This is a genomic window from Gordonia sihwensis NBRC 108236, from assembly GCF_000333035.1.
In the GTDB taxonomy this organism is placed as follows: domain Bacteria; phylum Actinomycetota; class Actinomycetes; order Mycobacteriales; family Mycobacteriaceae; genus Gordonia; species Gordonia sihwensis.
In genome coordinates, this window is sequence record NZ_BANU01000032.1 from 1 (window position 1) to 19,902 (window position 19,902).

Annotated in this window: 19 protein-coding genes and 1 pseudogene; 15 read left to right on the forward strand and 5 right to left on the reverse strand. The window is 68.4% G+C overall.

Going from position 1 to position 19,902, the window contains the following annotated elements:
* A pseudogene (locus GSI01S_RS16105) lies at window positions 1–353 on the reverse strand (HNH endonuclease signature motif containing protein); the annotation flags it as partial.
* Window positions 354–625: 272 nt separating this feature from the next.
* Here GSI01S_RS16105 and GSI01S_RS16110 point away from each other — a divergent pair.
* The 7 genes from GSI01S_RS16110 (at window position 626) to GSI01S_RS16140 (ending at window position 8,382) form a co-directional block, all read left to right on the forward strand.
* On the forward strand, window positions 626–1,504 hold the full coding sequence (locus GSI01S_RS16110) for a TatD family hydrolase (RefSeq protein WP_006897675.1): 879 nt from the start codon (window positions 626–628) through the stop codon (window positions 1,502–1,504).
* Window positions 1,505–1,580: 76 nt separating this feature from the next.
* Entirely contained in the window at window positions 1,581–2,693 is a 1,113-nt protein-coding gene (locus GSI01S_RS16115) for a resuscitation-promoting factor (protein ID WP_006897676.1), read from the forward strand.
* 64 nt (window positions 2,694–2,757) lie between these two features.
* Entirely contained in the window at window positions 2,758–3,654 is an 897-nt protein-coding gene (gene rsmA, locus GSI01S_RS16120; RefSeq protein ID WP_006897677.1) for a 16S rRNA (adenine(1518)-N(6)/adenine(1519)-N(6))-dimethyltransferase RsmA, read from the forward strand.
* Window positions 3,654–4,574 (forward strand): 4-(cytidine 5'-diphospho)-2-C-methyl-D-erythritol kinase, encoded by a 921-nt coding sequence (locus GSI01S_RS16125; RefSeq protein ID WP_006897678.1) that lies wholly within the window; start codon window positions 3,654–3,656, stop codon window positions 4,572–4,574. The genes rsmA and GSI01S_RS16125 overlap by 1 nt, the downstream gene beginning before the upstream one ends.
* Window positions 4,575–4,656: 82 nt before the next feature.
* Window positions 4,657–6,474: an ABC-F family ATP-binding cassette domain-containing protein gene (locus tag GSI01S_RS16130; RefSeq protein ID WP_006897679.1), complete on the forward strand. Its 1,818-nt coding sequence runs from the start codon at window positions 4,657–4,659 to the stop codon at window positions 6,472–6,474.
* Between the two features lie 160 nt (window positions 6,475–6,634).
* Window positions 6,635–7,303, forward strand: coding sequence for a DUF4282 domain-containing protein (locus tag GSI01S_RS16135; RefSeq protein WP_006897680.1), 669 nt, complete (start codon window positions 6,635–6,637; stop codon window positions 7,301–7,303).
* Between the two features lie 80 nt (window positions 7,304–7,383).
* Entirely contained in the window at window positions 7,384–8,382 is a 999-nt protein-coding gene (locus tag GSI01S_RS16140; RefSeq protein ID WP_006897681.1) for an enoyl-CoA hydratase/isomerase family protein, read from the forward strand.
* Between the two features lie 17 nt (window positions 8,383–8,399).
* Here GSI01S_RS16140 and GSI01S_RS16145 read toward each other — a convergent pair whose 3' ends face one another.
* Both GSI01S_RS16145 and GSI01S_RS16150 read right to left on the reverse strand, forming a co-directional pair.
* Window positions 8,400–9,059 (reverse strand): hypothetical protein, encoded by a 660-nt coding sequence (locus GSI01S_RS16145; RefSeq protein WP_006897683.1) that lies wholly within the window; start codon window positions 9,057–9,059, stop codon window positions 8,400–8,402.
* Complete coding sequence (locus tag GSI01S_RS16150; protein WP_006897684.1) at window positions 9,059–10,669, reverse strand: peptide chain release factor 3; 1,611 nt, start codon at window positions 10,667–10,669, stop codon at window positions 9,059–9,061. Before GSI01S_RS16150 ends, GSI01S_RS16145 begins: the two co-directional genes overlap by 1 nt.
* A 45-nt stretch (window positions 10,670–10,714) precedes the next feature.
* Between GSI01S_RS16150 and GSI01S_RS16155 the strand changes: the two genes are divergently transcribed.
* Complete coding sequence (locus tag GSI01S_RS16155) at window positions 10,715–11,512, forward strand: TSUP family transporter (RefSeq protein ID WP_233500100.1); 798 nt, start codon at window positions 10,715–10,717, stop codon at window positions 11,510–11,512.
* Between the two features lie 66 nt (window positions 11,513–11,578).
* Here GSI01S_RS16155 and GSI01S_RS16160 read toward each other — a convergent pair whose 3' ends face one another.
* Window positions 11,579–12,598, reverse strand: coding sequence for a beta-ketoacyl-ACP synthase III (locus GSI01S_RS16160; protein ID WP_006897686.1), 1,020 nt, complete (start codon window positions 12,596–12,598; stop codon window positions 11,579–11,581).
* Window positions 12,599–12,759: 161 nt separating this feature from the next.
* On the opposite strand from GSI01S_RS16160, the gene GSI01S_RS16165 reads away from it, so the two are divergent.
* The 7 genes from GSI01S_RS16165 (at window position 12,760) to GSI01S_RS16195 (ending at window position 18,704) form a co-directional block, all read left to right on the forward strand.
* Entirely contained in the window at window positions 12,760–13,818 is a 1,059-nt protein-coding gene (locus GSI01S_RS16165) for an ABC transporter permease (RefSeq protein ID WP_006897687.1), read from the forward strand.
* Window positions 13,815–14,657: an ABC transporter ATP-binding protein gene (locus GSI01S_RS16170; RefSeq protein WP_006897688.1), complete on the forward strand. Its 843-nt coding sequence runs from the start codon at window positions 13,815–13,817 to the stop codon at window positions 14,655–14,657. Before GSI01S_RS16165 ends, GSI01S_RS16170 begins: the two co-directional genes overlap by 4 nt.
* Window positions 14,654–15,523 carry an ABC transporter ATP-binding protein gene (locus GSI01S_RS16175; RefSeq protein ID WP_006897689.1) on the forward strand — a complete coding sequence of 290 codons (870 nt, stop codon included), beginning with the start codon at window positions 14,654–14,656 and terminating at the stop codon, window positions 15,521–15,523. The genes GSI01S_RS16170 and GSI01S_RS16175 overlap by 4 nt, the downstream gene beginning before the upstream one ends.
* The gene (locus GSI01S_RS16180) at window positions 15,520–16,116 is read left to right on the forward strand and encodes a TetR/AcrR family transcriptional regulator (RefSeq protein ID WP_006897690.1); all 597 of its coding nucleotides are present in this window, start codon (window positions 15,520–15,522) and stop codon (window positions 16,114–16,116) included. The genes GSI01S_RS16175 and GSI01S_RS16180 overlap by 4 nt, the downstream gene beginning before the upstream one ends.
* Window positions 16,117–16,204: 88 nt before the next feature.
* Window positions 16,205–16,849 carry a PadR family transcriptional regulator gene (locus GSI01S_RS16185; RefSeq protein ID WP_039867912.1) on the forward strand — a complete coding sequence of 215 codons (645 nt, stop codon included), beginning with the start codon at window positions 16,205–16,207 and terminating at the stop codon, window positions 16,847–16,849.
* A gap of 105 nt (window positions 16,850–16,954) precedes the next feature.
* The gene (locus GSI01S_RS16190; RefSeq protein ID WP_006897692.1) at window positions 16,955–17,959 is read left to right on the forward strand and encodes a daunorubicin resistance protein DrrA family ABC transporter ATP-binding protein; all 1,005 of its coding nucleotides are present in this window, start codon (window positions 16,955–16,957) and stop codon (window positions 17,957–17,959) included.
* On the forward strand, window positions 17,943–18,704 hold the full coding sequence (locus GSI01S_RS16195) for an ABC transporter permease (protein ID WP_006897693.1): 762 nt from the start codon (window positions 17,943–17,945) through the stop codon (window positions 18,702–18,704). Before GSI01S_RS16190 ends, GSI01S_RS16195 begins: the two co-directional genes overlap by 17 nt.
* A gap of 36 nt (window positions 18,705–18,740) precedes the next feature.
* On the opposite strand, the gene GSI01S_RS16200 is transcribed toward GSI01S_RS16195, so the two are convergent.
* Entirely contained in the window at window positions 18,741–19,859 is a 1,119-nt protein-coding gene (locus GSI01S_RS16200) for a beta-ketoacyl-ACP synthase 3 (RefSeq protein WP_006897694.1), read from the reverse strand.
* Window positions 19,860–19,902: the final 43 nt, after the last annotated feature.

Consider the following 19,902-nt stretch of genomic DNA (forward strand, 5'->3'; position numbering starts at 1 on the left):
TTGGAGAACTCGCCGATGGTCTCGGTCATCCGGAGCCGTCGACCCGCCTCACGGGTCCCCAGCCGCAAACCCTGCGACAGGTACTGATGCGGATTCAGATAGCCCGCGGTGCGGTGAGTATTGCGGTCGGAGACCTCCACCAACAATCTGGACGAAACGCCGTCCCAGCGTCGCCGGATGCGTTCGGCGGTCTGTGTGTGGGCCAGCAGTTCCGGTTCGGTCTCCGGTGACAGGGAGGTCTCGGCGAGCTTCACCGCCGCGGCATCGATCAACGCCAACAACTCCGCGGGCTGGTCCGGCAGTGCACCGGTGGCAACGACAGTCGCGATCGAATCGGTGATCGGATCGGTCATCGCTGCCACCTCCCCCGAGTGTTTCAGCTGGTCACACCATGTTTTCTTGGATATCTGAACACTACCAATCGGGTATGACACAACTGATTTCATAGACAGACGCACGTGCGCCGGCTCAACTCTGTTACGCCGTGGGGCATCGGTGACAGGCTCGATGGTTTCGGTGGGAACCCTCGAACGGCGGCCTGGGCAGAGCGTCGACTGCGAAGTGCCCCAGTTTCCAGGCGGACCCGGATTTCCGCGACGGACACGATCTCGGGCAAGGTGGGTCTGTGACCGACTCGACGGGTGAACTCACCGCCAAGGAGATCAAGAAGCGTAAGCGACGCCTGCCGCCACCGGACCCGGAAGCGCTGCCCGGGCTGGTCGACGCACACACGCACCTGGCGGCCTGTGGCGGGCGGACGGAGGCCGACGTCCGAGCCATCCTCGACCACGCCGAGTCGGTCGGCGTGGAGCAGGTGGTCACCGTCGCCGACGACATGGTCGACGCCCGCTGGGCTGTCGCCGCCGCGCATTGGGACCGACGAGCGTTCGCGGCCGTCGGACTGCATCCCACTCATGCCGCCGATCTGGATGACGAGGCCCGAGCCGAGCTGGAACAGATGGTCGACGACCCCCGCGTGGTGGCCGTCGGTGAGACCGGTCTGGACTACTACTGGACGACCCGTTCGGACGACTGCGCGGACCCGACCACCCAACGCGACGCCTTCGCCTGGCACATCGATCTGGCCAAACGATCCGGCAAAGCGCTGATGATCCACAATCGCGACGCCGATCGCGACCTGCTGGACGTCCTCGCGGCCGAGGGGGCGCCGGAGACGGTGGTGATGCACTGCTTCTCCGGCGACCGTGCGATCGCCCGCGAATGTGTCGACCTCGGGTATGTGTTGAGCTTCTCCGGCACTGTGACGTTCAACAACTCCGGCGAGTTGCGTGAGGCCGCACTTCTGACTCCCGACGAGCAGTTGCTGGTGGAGACCGACGCACCGTTCCTGACCCCGCATCCCTATCGTGGCCAGCCCAATCAGTCCTATTGCGTGCCCTACACCGCTCGCGCGCTGGCCGCACTGCGCGGCGTCGACGATCACGAGTTGGCCCACACGCTTGGAGCAAATGCGCGCCGGATATACAAGTTTCCGTTGCGGTAACCCACCCCGATTCGTTACCGTACCGTGATCCGTGCTGCCGACGCGGATAGCTATACCCAACCCGGCAGGGAACTGTATGTCTGTCTTGAAGAGAATCAACACGTCCACCTCCATGCGCGCCCGAGTAGCCCTCGGAGCCGTGCTGACCACCGTCACGGCCGGAGCCGTCACCGGAGCTGTCATGCACAAGGAGGTGACGCTGGCGGTCGACGGACAGACCATGCATGTGAGCACGATGGCCTTCTCGGTCGGGAGCGTGCTGCGCGACAACGGCATCGACCCTGCCGACGGCGACAAGGTGAACGTGCCGCTCTCGAGTGCGCCGCGTGACAACCAGACCATCACGGTCGACCGCCTCAAGAAAGTGCAGCTGGTGGTCGACGGCAGGCCGTTGAACATCACCACCAACGCGTCCACCGTCGGTCAGGTTCTCGCTGAACGCGGCATGGCGACCAGCGCGGTGACCGCACCGCTGAACGACGTGCTTCCGGTGGACGGTGCCGATCTCGACGTCACCCTGCCCAAGCGGGTCAAGCTCGACGACGGCGGCCAGAAGTCGACGCCGAGCATTGCGGCCAAGACGGTCGGCGACCTGCTCGCCCGTGCGGGCAAGCCGCTCTCGCCCACCGACAAGGTGGTGCCCGCGGCGCAGACTCCGGTCAGCAAGGACATGGACATCCGCGTCACCCGGATCAAGACCGAGGAGAAGACCCTCACCGAGGACGTCAAGCCGCCGGAGAACACCAAGGACGACGACACGCTGACCCGGGGAACCAAGAAGGTCGAGGACCCGGGTACTCCCGGCAAGGCCGATGTGAAGTACTCGATCACCACCGTCAACGGCAAGGTCGTCAAGAAGACCAAGATCAGCGAGAAGGTTCTCGTGGAGCCCAAGGCTGCCACGGTCCGCGTCGGAACCAAGCCGGGTGCACCGGCGGTTCCGTACGGCGTCTGGGATCGTCTCGCTCAGTGCGAATCGACCGGCAACTGGGCCATCAACTCCGGCAACGGGTTCTACGGCGGCATCCAGTTCGACCAGAACACCTGGGATCGCTGGGGCGGCCAGGAGTACGCGCCGCGTCCGGATCTCGCCACTCGCGAGGAGCAGATCGCCATCGCGGAGAAGACGCAGGCCGCTCAGGGCTGGGGCGCGTGGCCGTCCTGCTCGTCGCAGATCGGCCTCCGCTGATCCTCGCCCGCGGTGCAGCCGTCCGCTGCGGCACCTCCCGACGATCATCAGTCACAATGTTCAGGTGAACATCGTCCCTGATTCGCCTCGTCTGCTCGGTCCCGCCGAGATCCGCGCACTCGCCGCAGAGCTCGATGTGCGCCCGACCAAGACGCTGGGGCAGAACTTCGTCCACGACGCCAACACCGTTCGCAGGATCGTGTCGGTGTCCGGCGTCGGTGCCGACGACGTGGTTCTGGAAGTGGGACCGGGACTCGGATCGCTGACCCTCGCGCTGCTCGCCGAGGCCGGCCGCGTGGTGGCGGTGGAGATCGACCGCACGCTCGCCGCGCGACTGCCACGGACGATCGCCGAGTTCGCGCCCGCACAGGCGGCGAACTTCGACGTCGTCACCGCGGACGCCCTCACCGTCACCCCCGCCGACCTCCCGTACGCGCCGACCGCGCTGGTCGCGAACCTGCCGTACAACGTCGCGGTTCCGGTGCTGTTGCACCTCATGGCGCAGTTCCCGACCATCCGCACCGCGCTCGTGATGGTGCAGGCCGAAGTTGCCGACCGTCTCGCCGCCGCTCCGGGCGGCCGGATCTACGGGGTGCCGAGCGTGAAGGCCCGCTTCTTCGGCGACGTGGCCCGAGCCGGTTCCGTCGGCAAACACGTCTTCTGGCCCGAACCCAAGATCGAGTCGGGCCTGGTCCGCATCGACCGCCGCGACGTCTACGGGACCGACCCGGAGCTGCGGGCGCAGACATTCGCCGCGATCGACGCCGCATTCGCTCAGCGCCGCAAAACCCTGCGGTCGGCGCTCTCGTCGTGGGCGGGCAGCGCCCCGCGGGCCGAAGAACTCCTCCGAGCGGCGGGAATCGACCCCGGGCTCCGCGGGGAACGGTGCGACGTCGATGACTTCGTCCGGCTCGCGCGCGCCGGCCACGCAGCCGGGATCGAGACCGGAGCCGCCCGATGATGGGTGGCGCGACCGCCCGGGTCCCGGCGAAGATCAATCTGCACCTGGGCGTCGGGCCGCTCCGCGACGACGGATACCACGAACTGTCGACGCTGTACTGTGCGCTGTCGCTCTACGACGAGGTCACCGTGCGCGGCGACGACGCGCTGTCGGTGACCGTCCGCGGCGAGAACCGCCGACAGGTGCCGTCGGATGCGACGAACCTCGCCGCGCGGGCCGTGGTCGCGTTGGCGCGGCATGCCGGGATGGACCCGCACGTGGCGATCACCATCGACAAGACGATTCCGGTGGCCGGGGGCATGGCCGGCGGCTCGGCCGACGCCGCCGGGGCGCTCGTCGCTGCGGCCCGGCTCTGGCGGCTCGACATCGCCCGCGACGAACTCCTCGCCATCGCCGCGGAACTGGGCTCGGACGTCCCGTTCTCCGTGGTCGGCGGCGCAGCGCTCGGCACCGGCCGGGGAGAGCAACTGCTGCCGGTGCTGCACCGCGGCGCGTTGCACTGGGTGCTCGCGGTGTCGGGCAGCGGGCTGTCCACTCCGGACGTGTACCGGGAGATCGACCGGCTCCGGGCCCGCGACGGCGATGACCAGCCCGCCGCCGCGGGCGTCGCCCGTCCGGACGAGCTGATGCAGGCGCTCGCATCGGGCGATGTGCGCGCCGTGGCCCCTTTGCTCCACAATGATCTGCAGCCGGCCGCGCTGTCGCTGCAGCCGATGCTGCGGCGCACCCTGCGGGCGGGCCGCGAGGCCGGAGCGCTCGCCGGGATCGTCTCCGGGTCCGGGCCCACCTGCGCGTTCCTGTGCGCCGACGAAGACGCCGCCGTCCGGGTGGCCGCCGAACTGTCCGGGTCCGGTGTGGCCAAGGCCGTGCGGACCGCGTCCGGGCCGGTGGCGGGCGCCCGCCTCATCGCGGTCAACTGACCTCGCCGACCACTGACCTCGCCGACGACTGACCTCGCCGACGACTGACCTCGCTGGACGACTGACTGAACGGAAAGCACGAATGCCCCTGCGTACCAATACGTCGCTGATCAACGCCGAACGCATCAGCAAGAGCTTCGGCATCAAGCCGCTTCTGGACGAGGTCAGTGTCGGCGTGCACGAGAGTGAGCGCATCGGCGTCGTCGGGCTCAACGGCGGCGGTAAGACGACCCTGCTCGAGATCCTGGCGGGCATCACCGAACCCGATTCCGGGCGCCTCTCGCGGGCGGGTGGCATCCACATCGCGACGGTCACTCAGGGCGGCGACCTCGATCCCGGCATCACCGTCGCCGACGCGGTGGTCGGCGCCGACGCACCCGAACACGAGTGGGCCGGCGACGCCCGGATCCGCGGTATCCTCGCGGGTATCGGGGTCGACGCGATCCTCGACCGCAAGGTGGGCGAACTCTCCGGAGGGCAACGTCGTCGGACGGCCCTCGCGGCCGCGCTGGTGACCGACTCCGACCTGCTGATCCTCGACGAACCGACCAACCATCTCGACATCGAGGGCGTTCACTGGCTCGCCGAACATCTGGTGAACCGGCGCAGCGCGCTCATCGTCGTCACTCACGACCGCTGGTTCCTGGACACCGTCGCCACCCGCACGTGGGAGGTCCACTCCGGGCGCGTAGACGAATACGAGGGCGGCTACAACGACTGGATCTTCGCGCGCGCCGAACGCGCCAGGCAGGCCGATGCCGCCGAGGAGCGCCGGCGCAACCTCGCGCGCAAGGAACTGGCGTGGCTGCGGCGCGGTGCGCCCGCGCGCACGTCCAAGCCGCGTTACCGGGTGGAGGCGGCCGAGAAGCTGATCGCGAACGTGCCCCCGCCGCGCGACACCGTCGAACTCTCCGCATTCGCCAAGCGCCGCCTCGGCCGCGTGGTCATCGAACTCGAGAACGCGCGGCTCACCGCACCGTCGTCGGACGGCGCCGAGGGTCGAGTGCTGCTCGAGGACACCACCTGGCGGCTGGCGCCGGGGGAGCGGGTCGGCCTCGTCGGGGTCAACGGTTCCGGCAAGACCACGCTCCTGCGGGCGCTCGCCGGCGAGGTGCCGGTGTCGCCGGGCCGCCGCATCGAGGGCAAGACCGTCTCGATCGGCTGGCTGCGTCAGGAACTCGACGACCTCGATCCCACCCTGCGCGTGCTCGACGCCGTCGAAGAGGTTGCCGGTCATGTGACGCTCGGCGACAAGGAGTTGTCGGCGAGTCAGCTCGCGGAACGGCTCGGGTTCTCCCCGGCGCGACAGCGCACGCCGGTCGGAGACCTGTCCGGCGGCGAACGTCGCCGCCTGCAGTTCACGCGTGTGCTGATGGCCGAACCCAATGTGCTGCTGCTCGACGAGCCGACCAACGACCTCGATATCGACACGCTCCAGCAGGTGGAGGATCTGCTCGACTCCTGGGCCGGAACGCTGGTCGTGATCAGCCACGACCGGTATCTGATCGAACGGGTCTGCGACAGCACCTGGGCGCTGTTCGGCGACGGCGCGCTGACGAACCTGCCGCGCGGAATCGACCAGTACCTGGAACGACGGGCGGCCGAGACCGATGCGGCTCCGGCCCGCCGATCCGCTCCGGCCGCCGAGCCGAAGCCCGCGTCCGGTGACGGCGGACTCTCGGCCGCCGAACACCAGGCGGCGCGCAAGGCACTCGGCCGCGCGGAGCGTCAGATGGAGAAGCTCAGTGCGCAGGAGGAGAAGCTCCACGCCGAGATGGTCGACGCCGCCGTCGATCCCGACCGGCTCGCCGATCTGGACGCCAGACTCCGGGAAGTGGTGGCGGCCAAGGAGATCGCCGAGACCGAGTGGATGGAGGCGGCCGAACTGCTCGATTCGTGACCGCGGCGCGCGTGCGCGTCCGCCGGCCCGACACGTGACGCGACCGCATCGCGTGACGGTGTCGGCCGGGGAGCCTGCGAGGGTCACAGCCAGTTGTTACGTTGTTCCAACCAAGTGTCGCCGACCTGGCGATCAGGCATGACTCCTGAGAGGTTCACGTATGACGACTCCGCCTAACGATCCGTTCAACCAGCCCGAGGGCGAGCAGCCCGATCACGGTCAGTCCCAGCCCGGTCAACCGCAGCCCGGCCAGTCCCAGCCCGGTCAGCCCGACTACGGTCAATCCCAACCCGGCCAATCCCAGGCCGGTCAATCCCAGCCCGGCCAGACGCCGTACGGTCAGCCCCAGTACGGGCAGACGTACGGCCAGCAGCCCGGAGGCTACGGCCAGCCGTCCGATTACACGCAGCAGTTCGGCGCCTACAACCAGCCGACCTACCCGGTCGATCCCGGCGCCGCTCACCAGCCGCCGCCGGAGGAGTCCGGCTCCTTCCTGTCGGCGCTCTTCGACTTCCAGTTCAGCAAGATGGTCGCCACCCGGGTGATCCCGGTGCTGTACATGATCGTCACGATCGTGTTCACCATCATCGCCGCGATCGCACTGATCGGCGGCGTGATCTCCGGCTTCGCCGAGATGGGCGACAACGTCGGCGCGGGCCTGTTGACGGTGATCGTGGCACTGATCATCGTGCCGCTGGTGTACCTCATCTATCTGATCCTCGCGCGCGTGATCTTCGAGCTGTACATCGCGATCTTCAAGATCAGCCAGAACACCGCTCGTATCGCCGAGAACACCGGCCGCGTCGCGGAGAACACCTCCCGCAGCTGATCGGATACTCGGGCGGGTCGAGCGGTCGCTCGACCCGCCCGTTCTCTTCTGCGGTACGGACGCTGCGCTACCGTGACTGAATGTCCTACATCCGCACCCAGGTGCGCGGCGGCGTCGGCGAGATCGTCCTCGACCGCCCCCGCGCGCTCAATGCCCTGGATCTGTCGATGATCACCGAGATGCACTCCGTGCTGGAGGAATGGGGCGACGACGACGCGATCGAGACCGTGCTGGTCACCTCCTCGAGTGATCGCGCCTTCTGCGCCGGCGGCGACATCCGCGTGGTGCGCGACCACGTGCTCGCCGGTGAGAGCGACGAGGTGGTCCGGTACTTCGCCGCCGAGTACCGGCTGAACCAGCTCGTCGCGGAGTACCCGAAGCCGTACGTCGCCCTCGTCGACGGTGCGGCCATGGGTGGTGGACTGGGCATCAGCGTGCACGGCGAGGTCCGGGTGGTCACCGAGAAGGCGTTGATCGCGATGCCGGAGACCGCGATCGGGTTCTTCCCCGATGTGGGGTCCACGTATTTCCTTCCGCGTCTGCCGCAGGGCGTCGGGATGTGGCTCGGGCTGACAGGCGCACGCCTGCGCGGCGCCGATGCCGTCGCCATCGGACTCGCGACTCATTTCGTGCCGTCGGAGCGGATCGACGATGTGGCGAACGCCGTCCGCCGCGGAGACCCGCTGCGGGACGCACTCGCCGACCATCGTGGGCCGGTCACCAGCGATCTCCCGCTGCGCAAGATCGCCGAGTACTTCGACGACGACAACGTCGTCGGCATCGTGGGCGGCCTGCGCGGTGCGGTCGGTGACGCGTGGGCCGAGGAGATGCTCGATCTGCTGGCGTCGGCGTCACCGACCAGCCTGTGGGTGACGGCCGGGCTGATCACCGCGGGGGCGACCTCATCGCTCGCCGAGTGTCTCGACCGTGAACTGGCCGCGGCCGGCCGCATCACCCGGCATCCCGACTTCGTCGAGGGCGTCCGCGCGGTCCTCGTCGACAAGGACCGGAATCCGGCGTTCTCGCCCGCGACCGTCGAAGAGGTGGATGCCGCGACCGTCGCCGCGATCATCGCCTAGCGCGACTGCGTCCGGACCTACTTCTCCACGGTGAACAGACCCGACAGCGCCGCCGACTCGGGTGGGGCCGCCGGGACCGTCGGATCGTCGTAGGAGACGTCGTCGTCGGGATCGAAGGGATTCGCCCGCGCAGCGAGCGCGTCGGGGCAGTCGAATCGACCTGCAGCCCTCGTCTCGGTCACGGTTGCGAGCCGCAGCGTGCACGTGGCGGATGTGAAGTACGTGCCGTCGAGCGAGACGCCGACGGTCGCGGTGATAGGCGCCCCGGGCTCCCGGGCCGACGCACCGGCCGGCCAGGGGAGGATCCCACCCGCGAGATCGACCGCCAGGAACTCCAGTTGCCCGCCCTCGCCGCGGTCTCCGGTGAAGGTGAACAGCAGCGTGTCCGGCGGCACCGCGGGGTCGGTGCGGCCGGACTTGGCGAAGGCGACGCAGCGCTGCGAGCCGGGACGCTTCACCGAGACCGTCATCGTGCCGCGCGAATAGTTCAGCCCGTAACCGCTCCGGACGATCCGGCCGGCCGCGGGTGTCGCCGAGCAGTCACCGTCGGCGAGCGTCTTGGTCGACCCGTTGTGCGGAGGCGGTGGGACCGATTCGTCGACGGTCGTCGCGTCGGTGCCGCAGGCGGTCAGGCCCAGGAGCATCAGGGGCACCGCGGCGCGGCGCAGCGGGACCATCAGTCGGCCGCGGCGACCAGCGGCTCCAGCAGCAGATCGGGGTGTTCCTTCTCGATGTACTGCAGGCGCCACTTGTCGGAGAACAGGGCGAGGATCGCGCCGTCGCTGCGGGTGAAGACCTCGACGCCGCGCTGACGGTTGAGCTCGGGTGCGCTCTCCTCGTCGGTGCGGCGGGCGAGGCTGTATCCGAGCGGTTCGATGATGGTGTCGACGTTGAACTCCGCCTTGATTCGCGCGGTGACGACCTCGAACTGCATCGGGCCGACGGCGGCCAGGACCGGCGAGGCGTCGCCGCGGACGTCGTTGCGCAGCACCTGGACCACGCCTTCGGCGTCCATCTGGTCGACGGCCTTGCGGAACTGCTTGTACTTGTCGGCGGTGGTGACGCGCAGCGACGAGAAGTGTTCGGGAGCGAACGAGGGGATCGGCGGGTACTGGATCCGGGGGTCGATGTACAGCGTGTCGCCGGGGGCCAGTGCCATCGCGTTCACCAGGCCGACCACGTCGCCCGGGAACGCGGTGTCGACGGTGGAGCGGTCGCGCCCGAACACCGCCTGCGCGTACTTCGTCGCGAACGGTTTGCCGGTCTGCGCGTGCGTGACGACCATGCCGCGCTCGAACTCGCCGGACACGATCCGCATGTAGGCGAGGCGGTCGCGGTGACTGGTGTCCATGCCGGCCTGGACCTTGAAGACGACGGCGCTGAACGGGTCGGTCACGGCGCGCTCGACGCCGTCGATCGACTCGCGCCCGCGCGGCGGCGGCGCGAACTCGACGAGGGCGTCGAGCAGCTGCCGCACGCCGAAGTTCAGCATGGCCGAGGTGAAGATCATCGGCGACGTCTGGCCCGCCAGGAACATCTCCTGGTCGTGGTCCTGGCCCAGCTCGGCGAGGAGTTCGCTCTCCTCCCGGGCGGCCACCCACGCGTCGCCCTCGCGCTCGGCCGCCTGGTCGGCGGTGAGGAGTTCCTCCGGCGCGATCTTCGCTCCGCCCGCCGTGCGCTCGAAGTGGATGTAGTCGCCGGTGCGGCGGTCGAGCAGACCGCGGTAGTCGCCGGCGATGCCGACCGGAACGTACAGCGGGGTCGGGATCAGGCCGATGCGCTCGCTGATCTCGTCGATCAGCTCCAGCGGGGTTCGGCCGGGGCGGTCCCACTTGTTCACGACGGTGATGACCGGGATTCCGCGGTGGCGGCAGACCTGGAACAGCTTCAGCGTCTGCGGCTCCAGTCCCTTCGCCGCGTCGATCAGCATGACGGCCGCGTCCACCGCCGTCAGCACCCGGTAGGTGTCCTCGGAGAAATCGGAGTGACCGGGTGTGTCGACGAGATTGATGACGTTCGGTGCATCGGCGGCGTCGGCGTCGCCCGGCGAATAGCTGAACTGGAGTGCGGTGGAGCTCACGGAGATTCCGCGTGCCTTCTCCATCTCCATCCAGTCCGAGACGGTGGATCGGCGGCCGCCCTTGCCGTGCACCGCGCCTGCCTCGCTGATCATCCGGGCGTGCAGCGCCAGAGCCTCGGTCATCGTCGACTTGCCCGCGTCGGGATGGGAGATGATGGCGAAGGTTCGACGGCGCTTCACCTCGCGTGCGATGACCTCAGAACTCACTCGATTACGCTATCTGTCTGCCGACGTCAGACGCAAAATCTCCGAGTGAGCGAAGGAATCCCCGTGCCGCTGCCCGATCCAGCCGTGCTGACCCTGTTGATCGGCGGCGCGGTGGTCGCGGGCTGGATCGACGCGGTGGTCGGCGGAGGCGGACTGGTGCTGATCCCGCTGCTGCTCATCGTCTTTCCGTCGATGGCGCCGGCGACGGCACTCGGCACCAACAAGCTCACCGCGATCTGGGGGACCGCGACCGCGGCGGTGCTGTACCTGCGGCGGGTGCCGGTCGACCGCGGGCTCGCCGCGGCGAGCGTGCCCGTCGCCGCCTCGTGTGCCGCGCTCGGCGCGCTGGCCGCCGGAGCCCTCAGTTCTGACGTGATGCGGCCGGTGGTCATCGTGCTGATGGTGGCGGTCGGTCTCTTCGTGGCGCGCCGCCCGGAGTTCGGGTCGGCGAGCGCCGCCGGTTCGAGACCGATCCGGCGCGGTCGCTACGCGGCGGCGCTGGTGGCCTTCGGCGTCATCGGCTTCTACGACGGAATCTTCGGTCCGGGGACCGGCATGTTCCTGATCATCACGTTGACGGCGCTTCTCGGCCAGAGTTTCCTCACCAGTGCCACGCTGGCGAAGGTGGCGAACACTGCCACCAACGGCGGCGCACTCGTAGTCTTCGCGGTGCAGGGCGACGTGTGGTGGACGCTGGGCGCGATCCTGGCCGCGGCCAACATCGCCGGATCGGTGCTGGGATCGACGCTGGTGCTCGGCCGTGGCACGGGCGTGGTTCGGGTGGCGCTGCTCGTGGTGGTCGTGGTGATGGCCGGTAAGCTCACCTACGACCAGTTCTGGTGATCGCAGAAATTTCGGCTCCCGCAACGGTCTCACAGAGCGCTGCGGGAGCCGAAATTCTCGGAGCTCTCACTCGAACGGTATCGGCGGCATCGTGACGACCTGAGCGGCGTAGCTGAGCCCGGCGCCGTAACCGAGCAGGAGGGCCGTGTCGCCGGGTTTGGCCTGCCCGGTGGAGAGCAGGTCCTCCATGGCGAGCGGAATCGACGCCGCCGAGGTGTTGCCGGTCTTCTCGATGTCGTTCGCCACGACAGTCGACTCGGGGAACTTCAGACTGCGCGCAAGCAACTCGTTGATCCGCGAATTGGCCTGATGCGGAACGAAGACGTCGATGTCGGCGGCGTCGACCTTGGCGACGTCGAGGGCGCGCTGAGCGGCCTTGCCCATTTCGAACGCGGCCCAGCGGAACACGGCGGTGCCCTCGAGCCGCAGGTACGGCCGCTTCTCGATGTCGCCTGCGTCCATGTAGCTGACCCAGTCGATGTCCTGCCGGATCGCGTTGAACTGCGTTCCGTCGCTTCCCCACACCACCGGGCCGAGGCCCTGCTTCTCGGTGGGGCCGACCACCACGGCGCCCGCGCCGTCGCCGAAGATGAAGCAGTTGGTGCGGTCGGTCATGTCCAGAGTCACCGACAGTTGTTCGGCACCGACCACCAGTACGTGAGTGGCGCTGCCGCCGCGCACCATGTCGGAGGCCAGCGACAGCGCGTAGCCGAATCCGGCGCAGCCGACGGTGACGTCGAACGCGGGGACTCCGTTGGCACCGAGTTCGGTGGCGATCGCGACGGCGCCGGCGGGCGTCAGCAGCAGATGGGTGTTGGTGGCGAGGATGACCGCATCGATGTCCGCGCCCGAAAGGAGGGCGTTGGCGATCGCCTTGCGGCCGGCGTTGACGCCCATCTCCACCACGGTCTCGTCCCGGCGCGCGAACCGCCGGCTCTTGATGCCGGTGCGGGTGTAGATCCATTCGTCCGAGGAGTCGATGTACTCGCAGATCTCGTCGTTGGTGACGACGCGCTCGGGGCGGTGGGCGCCGATCCCGAGCATGCCGATCATCTGTGTGCCGACGGCTTCAGGCAATTCGGCCATATCTGGGTCTCCGATCGCTAGGCATGTGTGCCGGAGCACACCTTTGTCTTCCACGCTCTCACGGCCGCGCAGTTACCTGGAAGTAACGCGAGGCGCCGAGTGGGTCGGAAAAATATTCATCAAGCGTTGACCAGAGTGGCTCGCAGTGGTCAGATGGTCCTATGCGCGCGATGATCCTCAAGGAGTTCCGCGAACTCAGGCGAGACCCCCGCACGATGGCCATGCTGATCGTCCTGCCGCTTCTGCTGCTGGTGATCTTCGGGTACGCGGCCAACTTCTACGTCTCGTCGGTCAAGACCGCGGTGGTCGGGCCGACGGCGACACAGGTGGCGCAGTCGCTGCCCGGGTACTTCGATGTCACCGATACCTACCCCGACCGCACGGCCGCAGAAGCGAAGGACCTGCTGCGCGAGAACGAGGTCGATGTCGCGGTGGTGGCCCCCGCCGGTCCCGGGGAGCAGGCGACGGCGTTCGTCGACGGGTCGAACATGTTCGCCGCCCAGTCGAGCGTCGGGGTGCTCAACAAGTTCGGCGACCGGGTCCACGTCGAGGTCCTCTTCAACCCGGATCTGAAGACGTCGTGGGTGATGGTGCCCGCGATCATCGGTCTGATCCTCACGTTCATCGGCACCATCATCACCAGCATCGGTCTGGTGCGGGAGCGGGAGGCTGGCACACTGGAACAACTCGCGGTGATGCCGATCCGGCCGAGTCAGGTGATTCTCGGAAAGATCGTGCCGTACTTCCTGCTCGCGGCGGTCGACCTGATCATCGTGACCGTCCTCGGCATGCTGTTGTTCGACGTCCCGTTCAACGGGAACGTGCTGATATTCGCGCTGGGATCGGCGCTCTTCCTGTTCGTGGTCCTCGGGTTGGGAGTCTTCATCTCGACCGTCTCCCAGACCACCGGGCAGGCGATTCAGACCGCATTCATGCTGTTGATGCCGCAGATTCTGCTCTCCGGCATGATCTTTCCGCTGGAAGCGATGGCCGCGGGCGTGCGGTGGATCGGTTATCTGCTGCCGCTGACCTATTTCACGATGATCTCCCAGGGAGTGATGCTGCGCGATGCGCCGATCTCGTCGCTGTGGCTCCCGTTGGTGGTCCTGGCGGTGATGGCCGTCGTGGTGTTCACCGGGGCGACGCTCCGCTTCCGGCGTGATCTCGCTCCCAACGCGCCGAAGGTGCACAACGCGGCGAGCGAGGCGGGCGCCGAATGATCGCCGAGATCGACGGGGTGAGCGTGCGGTTCGGTGACCGGACGGCCCTCGACGATGTGTCCGTGCGGGCGCCGGCCGGGACGGTCGTCGCACTGGTCGGCGGCGACGGCGCGGGCAAGTCGACGCTGCTGCGCACCGTGGTCGGTGAACTCGCGCCGACGACGGGCACGGTGCGTGCGCCGCGGAAGAACCACATCGGATTCCTCGCCGCGGGCCCGGGCAGCTGGGCGGCGCTGACGGTGCGGCAGAACCTGGAGTTCGTCGGCGGGATCTACGGCCTGCGCGGAACCGAGCTCGACCGGCGGTGCGACGAACTGATCGGGCGTGCCGGCCTCGCGGACGCGGCGGACCGGACCGCCTCCGCGCTATCCGGCGGTATGCGCCGCAAACTGGGAGCGGCCATGGCGATGTTGCACCGGCCCGAGCTGCTGGTCATGGACGAGCCGAGCACCGGAGTCGATCCGGTCAGCCGCATCGATCTGTGGCGGATGATCTCCGAGGCGGCGGCGGAAGGCGCCGCGGTCCTGATGTCGACGACGTACCTGGACGAGGCCGAACGCGCCGGGCACCTGGTGGTCCTCGACTCCGGACGGGTTCTGACACAGGGCTCCTATGACGACGTGCGCTCCGGATTCACCGGAGTCGTCACTCGCTCGGCACAGCCTGCGCGACCGGAGTGGTCATGGCGCCGGGGACGCGAGCGTCACGATTACTGGCCCGACGAACGGCCCGGCGGCGAGACCCGCCCGGTGGATCTCGAACCGGTGGACCCCGATCTGGAGGACATCGTCATCTCACTGTCGCTCGCCGACCGGATGCGACGGGAGGTGACGGCATGAGTGAACCGGTGCTGCGGGCGCGGTCGGTGACCCGGCGATTCGGCGACGTCACCGCTGTCGACGATGTGTCGATGAGCGTCGAAGCAGGCGAGGTGGTCGGGCTCATCGGGGCCAACGGAGCGGGGAAGACCACGCTCATCCGCATGCTTCTGGGCCTGTCGGCGGCGTCCGAGGGCTCCGTCGAGGTCCTCGGCGGCGCGCCGGATCGGGATCGTCGTGCACGATTGGGCTACGTTCCGCAGAACCTGGGGCTCTACACCGACCTCACGGTGGAGGAGAACCTGGAGTTCAGCGCCGACGCCTACCGCGCGCAGAACGCCGAACTGCCCGGCCGGTTCTCCGACGTGCGGCGCACCCTCGTGCGGGATCTGTCCCTGGGCGCCCAGCGGCAGGCGGCGTTCGCCATCGCCCTCGCTCACCGACCGGAAGTCCTCGTTCTCGACGAACCGACGTCCGGCGTCGACGCCCTCGCCCGCGCCCGGCTGTGGGACACCATCCGTCAGCAGGCGGAGGCCGGCGTCGGGGTGCTGGTCACGACGCACTACATGGAGGAAGCGCAGCAGTGCGACCGGCTGCTTCTGATGGTCGGCGGCCGGCTGGTCGGGTCGGGCAGCGAGGACGACATCATCGGCGACACCCGCGCGATCGCCGTTCGCACCGACGACTGGGCGGCGGCCTTCGCGGCGTTGAACGACGCCGACGTGCCGGTGATCCTGGCCGGCCGCGACATCCGAGTGCCCGACACCGATCCGGCGCAGATCGACGCGGTACTCGATGCCGCGGGAGTCTCCGCCGAGTGCGAACCCGTCCGAGCCACCATCGAGGAACGGATGCTGGTTCTCGCCCGGGAACGGCCGGCGCTGTGAACGCACGCACCAGGGGGCGGCCGCCGGGCGACGACGGAGCCGGCCGGACTCGCGGTGCGATCCTCGACGCTGCCCGGGAGCTTTTCGCCGCCAAGGGATTCGACCGCACGTCGATGCGCGAGGTCGCGCGGGCCGCCGGCGTCGACGCCGCGTTGATCCACCACTACTTCGGAACCAAATCGGGCCTGCTGGTGGCGGCGCTGACTCCGGAGCGCGATCCGGCCGACATCCTGGCCGGGGTCGCGGAGTCGACGGACGTCGGCGTCGCGCTCGTTCGCCGCGCCATCGGCTTCTGGGAGGAGAATCCGGAGCAGCGGCTGCGCGCGATCGCGATGCTGCGTGTGGCGGCGACGGACGACGAGGTCGCGGGCAGAGTGCGGGAGTTCTTCCTCGGTGCGGCCGGACGAGTCCTGCACGACGCGGCGCGAGGCGATCAGAGGCAGCGGAGGATCTCGCTGGTCGCGAGCCAGATGCTGGGCCTGGTGATGGCCCGCTACGTCTTCGCGCTACCCGAGATCGCGAGTGCGACGCCGGACGAGCTCGCCCGCCAGGTGGGGCCGGTGATGGATCACTATCTGACGGGCGACCTCTAGACACCTCCATGTCAGCTGTACTCCCCGGACATCTAGCGCCGCCGGGTAGTGCGTCCGCTCCGGCACTGACCGGATTACCGTGACAGGTATGTCCGTCACGACCACTCGGCTCCTGGTGCTCGGCGCGGTCGGATTGTTCGAGCCGGTGAACGGCTATCAGATCCGGCGCGAGCTGATGTCGTGGCAGGTCGACGCCTGGGCGAGCATCAATCCCGGATCGATCTACCACGCTCTGCGATCTCTGGCGGGCCAGGGGCTCCTGATCGATCACACGATCGGCGACGGCGGTCGCGACGTGGTGGTGTACGAACTCGCCGAAGCAGGCAGGGTAGTGCTGGAGGACGCGATCGTCGCCGGGGTCTCGGAGGTGAACATCTACGACCGCCACGCTTTCCAAGCCGCGTTCGGACTGCTCCCGATGCTCGGCGACCGGCGCGCGGAAGCGGCTCTGCGCGCCCGCCGGGACGCGGTGCGCCGGGCCATCGGCGACGTCATGCCACCGGAGGACGGGCGGGCCTACGCACCGCCGCACGCGTTGCGCTCTCTGGCACTGTGGAAGCAGTTCGCGGAGGTGGAACTGCACTGGCTCGACGGGGTGCTCGCCGACATCGCCTCCGGCGCGCTCAGCTTCGAGGACACCGGCCGGTGGGCGCCGCCCGCCGACGACCCCGGCTACCAGATCGTCGAGGATCGCGAACGCTATCGCGCGGCGCTGCACCGCGCGCCGAACTGACTACCCGCCGAACCGACCACCCGCCGAACATGACCGGCCATTGACACGCCGCCTGCCGCCGTCGCACTATTGACTAGTCAAATTTGACTACCGGAAGGAACCGGGATGATTCACGCACGCGGACTCGTCGCGACTTTCGTCACCGGCAAGGGCAAGTCCAAACGCGAGGTCCGTGCGGTCGACGGCGTCGACCTGGACATCGCCGAAGGGGAGGTGGTGGGCTTCCTCGGCCCCAACGGCGCGGGCAAGACGACGACCTTGCGAATGCTGACTACGCTCCTGCGTCCGACGGCGGGGACCGCGACGGTCAACGGGTACGACGTCACCACCGAGTCGGTTCAGGTGCGGCGCAGCATCGGCTATGTCTCCCAGATGGGTGCGACGTTCTCTCAGGCGCTGGCCGGAGACGAGGTGGCCGACCACGGCCAGTTGTACGGCATGAGCAGACGTGACGCCGTGCGACGAGGTAAGGAACTGTTCGCGCAACTGCAACTCGACGGACTGTGGGATCGCATGCCCAAGAACATGTCGGGCGGTCAGCGGCGCCGACTCGACATCGCGATGGGATTGATCCACGATCCGACGCTGGTCTTCCTCGACGAGCCGACGACGGGGCTGGACCCGCAGGCGCGCGCGAACCTGTGGGAACACATCTCCAAGCTGCGCACCGAGCGCGGTGCCACGGTGTTCCTGACCACGCATTACCTGGATGAGGCGGACGCGCTCTCGGACCGGATCATGATCATCGACAACGGCCGGATCGTCGCGGCCGACACACCGGAGAACCTCAAGTCACAGGTGTCCGGCGATCTGGTGCACCTGGAGTTCGGCGCCGGTGAACCCGTCGCACGCGCGGCGGCGCAACTGGAGTCGCTCGGTGCCACTGAGATCCGCGTCGACGGCGTCGGAGTCCGGGCCCGGCTCCGCGGGTCGGCGAAGGTGGTGCCGGGGCTGTTGCGCGAACTCGAGGCGAGCGGCAACACGATCGAGTCCATCGAGATCATGCGGCCGACTCTCGACGATGTCTTCCTGACCCTGACCGGCCGCAGTCTTCGCGATGCGGAGGCCGCTGCCGACACCGAGGAGATGTCCGATGAGATTTCTGCGTGAGTCGTACATCGTCTTCCGCCGGCAGCTGCGGATGAATCTGCGCAATCCCGCGTGGGTTCTCATCGGCATCATGCAACCGGTGATGTATCTGGTCCTCTTCGGGCCGTTGCTGAAACCGCTGGTCGCGCAGTTCCCGGGAGTCGGCGACAACGCGTACACCTTCCTCGTTCCCGGTCTGCTGGTGCAGCTCGGAATGTTCGGTGCCATGTTCGCCGGGTTCGGGCTGATCGGCGAGTGGCGTGAGGGCGTCATCGAAGCCGAGCGCGTGACACCGGCCGGCCGGACCTCGCTGCTGTGCGGCCGGCTCCTGCGCGACCTCCTGCAGCTGCTCGTCCAGGCACTGATCCTCGTGGCTCTCGGCTACGCGATGGGAATGCGGGCCTCGGTGCCGGGCATCGTTCTCGGCATCGTCATCACGCTGTTGGTCGGCGGTGCCTGCGCCGCCGCGTCGAACGCCTTGGCGCTCACCACCAAGAGCGAGGACGTGATGGCGCCGGTCCTCAACATGCTGCTGATGCCGATCCTGCTGCTGTCGGGCATCCTCCTGCCGATGACTCTCGGGCCGGCGTGGCTCGAGCGCGTGTCGGACTTCATGCCCTTCCGCTGGATCGTGGACTCGGTGCGCAGTTCGTTCCTCGGCGACGTGATGTCGTCGCAGGTGGCGTGGGGTCTGCTGGCGGCGATCGTGCTCAGCGCCCTGGGCGGATGGTGGGGCACCAGCGTCTTCCGGAAGGAGAACGCCTGAGCGCGACCGGCGTCAGTCGACCCGTCAGGGCCGGCGTCAGTCGACGATGCCGGCCAGATGCGTGGCGAGGGGTCCCGGCTCGGCCTCGTCGAGCCCGTCGAAGGACGAGACGGTCGGTGCCGGCGGAAGTGTCGCCACGCAGCCGGCGTAGCTCAGACCCGCGCCGAAGCCGAGGATGAGGGCCAACTGGCCGCCCTGGGCCTTGCCGGTCGCCAGCATCTCCTCGATGGCCAGCGGGATCGAGGCCGCCGACGTGTTCGCGGTGTTCTCGATGTCGCCCGCCATCGGCAGGTCGTCGGGCAGGCCGAGATTCTTCCGCATCAGCTCGTTGATCCGGGCGTTGGCCTGGTGCGGGACGAAGACCTCGATGTCCGAGGGCCCCGCACCCGACTCGGTGAGCAGCTTGGTCAGCGCCTTGGGCAGGGTGATGGCGGCCCAGCGGAACACCCTGGGCCCCTCCATCTTGATGATCATCCGCCCGACGGGATCGGTCTGCGGATCCTTCTCCTGGTACTCGACCGATCGTGCCATGTAGTCGACGGTGTTGATGTTCTGTGCGATGGCCTCGGCGTTCTCGCCGTCGCTGCCGGACACCACCGGGGAGATTCCGTTCACCTCGCTCGGCCCCACGACCACCGCTCCGGCCCCGTCTCCGAAGATGAATCCGGTGCTGCGGTCGGTCGGGTCGAGACCGACGGACATGGTCTCGACGCCGATGACGACGGCATAGTGTGCGCTGCCCGCGCGGAGCGCGTCGGCGGCGACGCCGAGGGCGTAACCGAAGCCGCCGCAGCCTGCCGCCACATCGAAGGCGGGGATGCCGTTGAGGCCGATGTCGGAGGCGATGATCGGGGCTCCGTGCGGGACGTTCCACGGCCAGCTGCTGGTGGCGAGGATGATCAGGTCGATCATCTCGCGATCGACACCGGAGTTGACGATCGCGCGATCGGCGGCCGCCGCTGACATGCTCCGCATCGTCTCGTCGCCGCTGATCCAGCGACGGTTGCGGATGCCGCTGCGCTCGAAGATCCAGTCGTCGGACGAGTCGAGCACCCGGCACAGCTGGTCGTTGGTGATCAGTCGCTTGGGGCGGTATGCGCCGATGCCCAGCATCGCAACGTTCGGGTGGCCCGACGGGGTAGCCAATGTCGCCAAGATTCGTCCGTTCTCATTGCTCGATTCCGGCGACCGTGGTGCG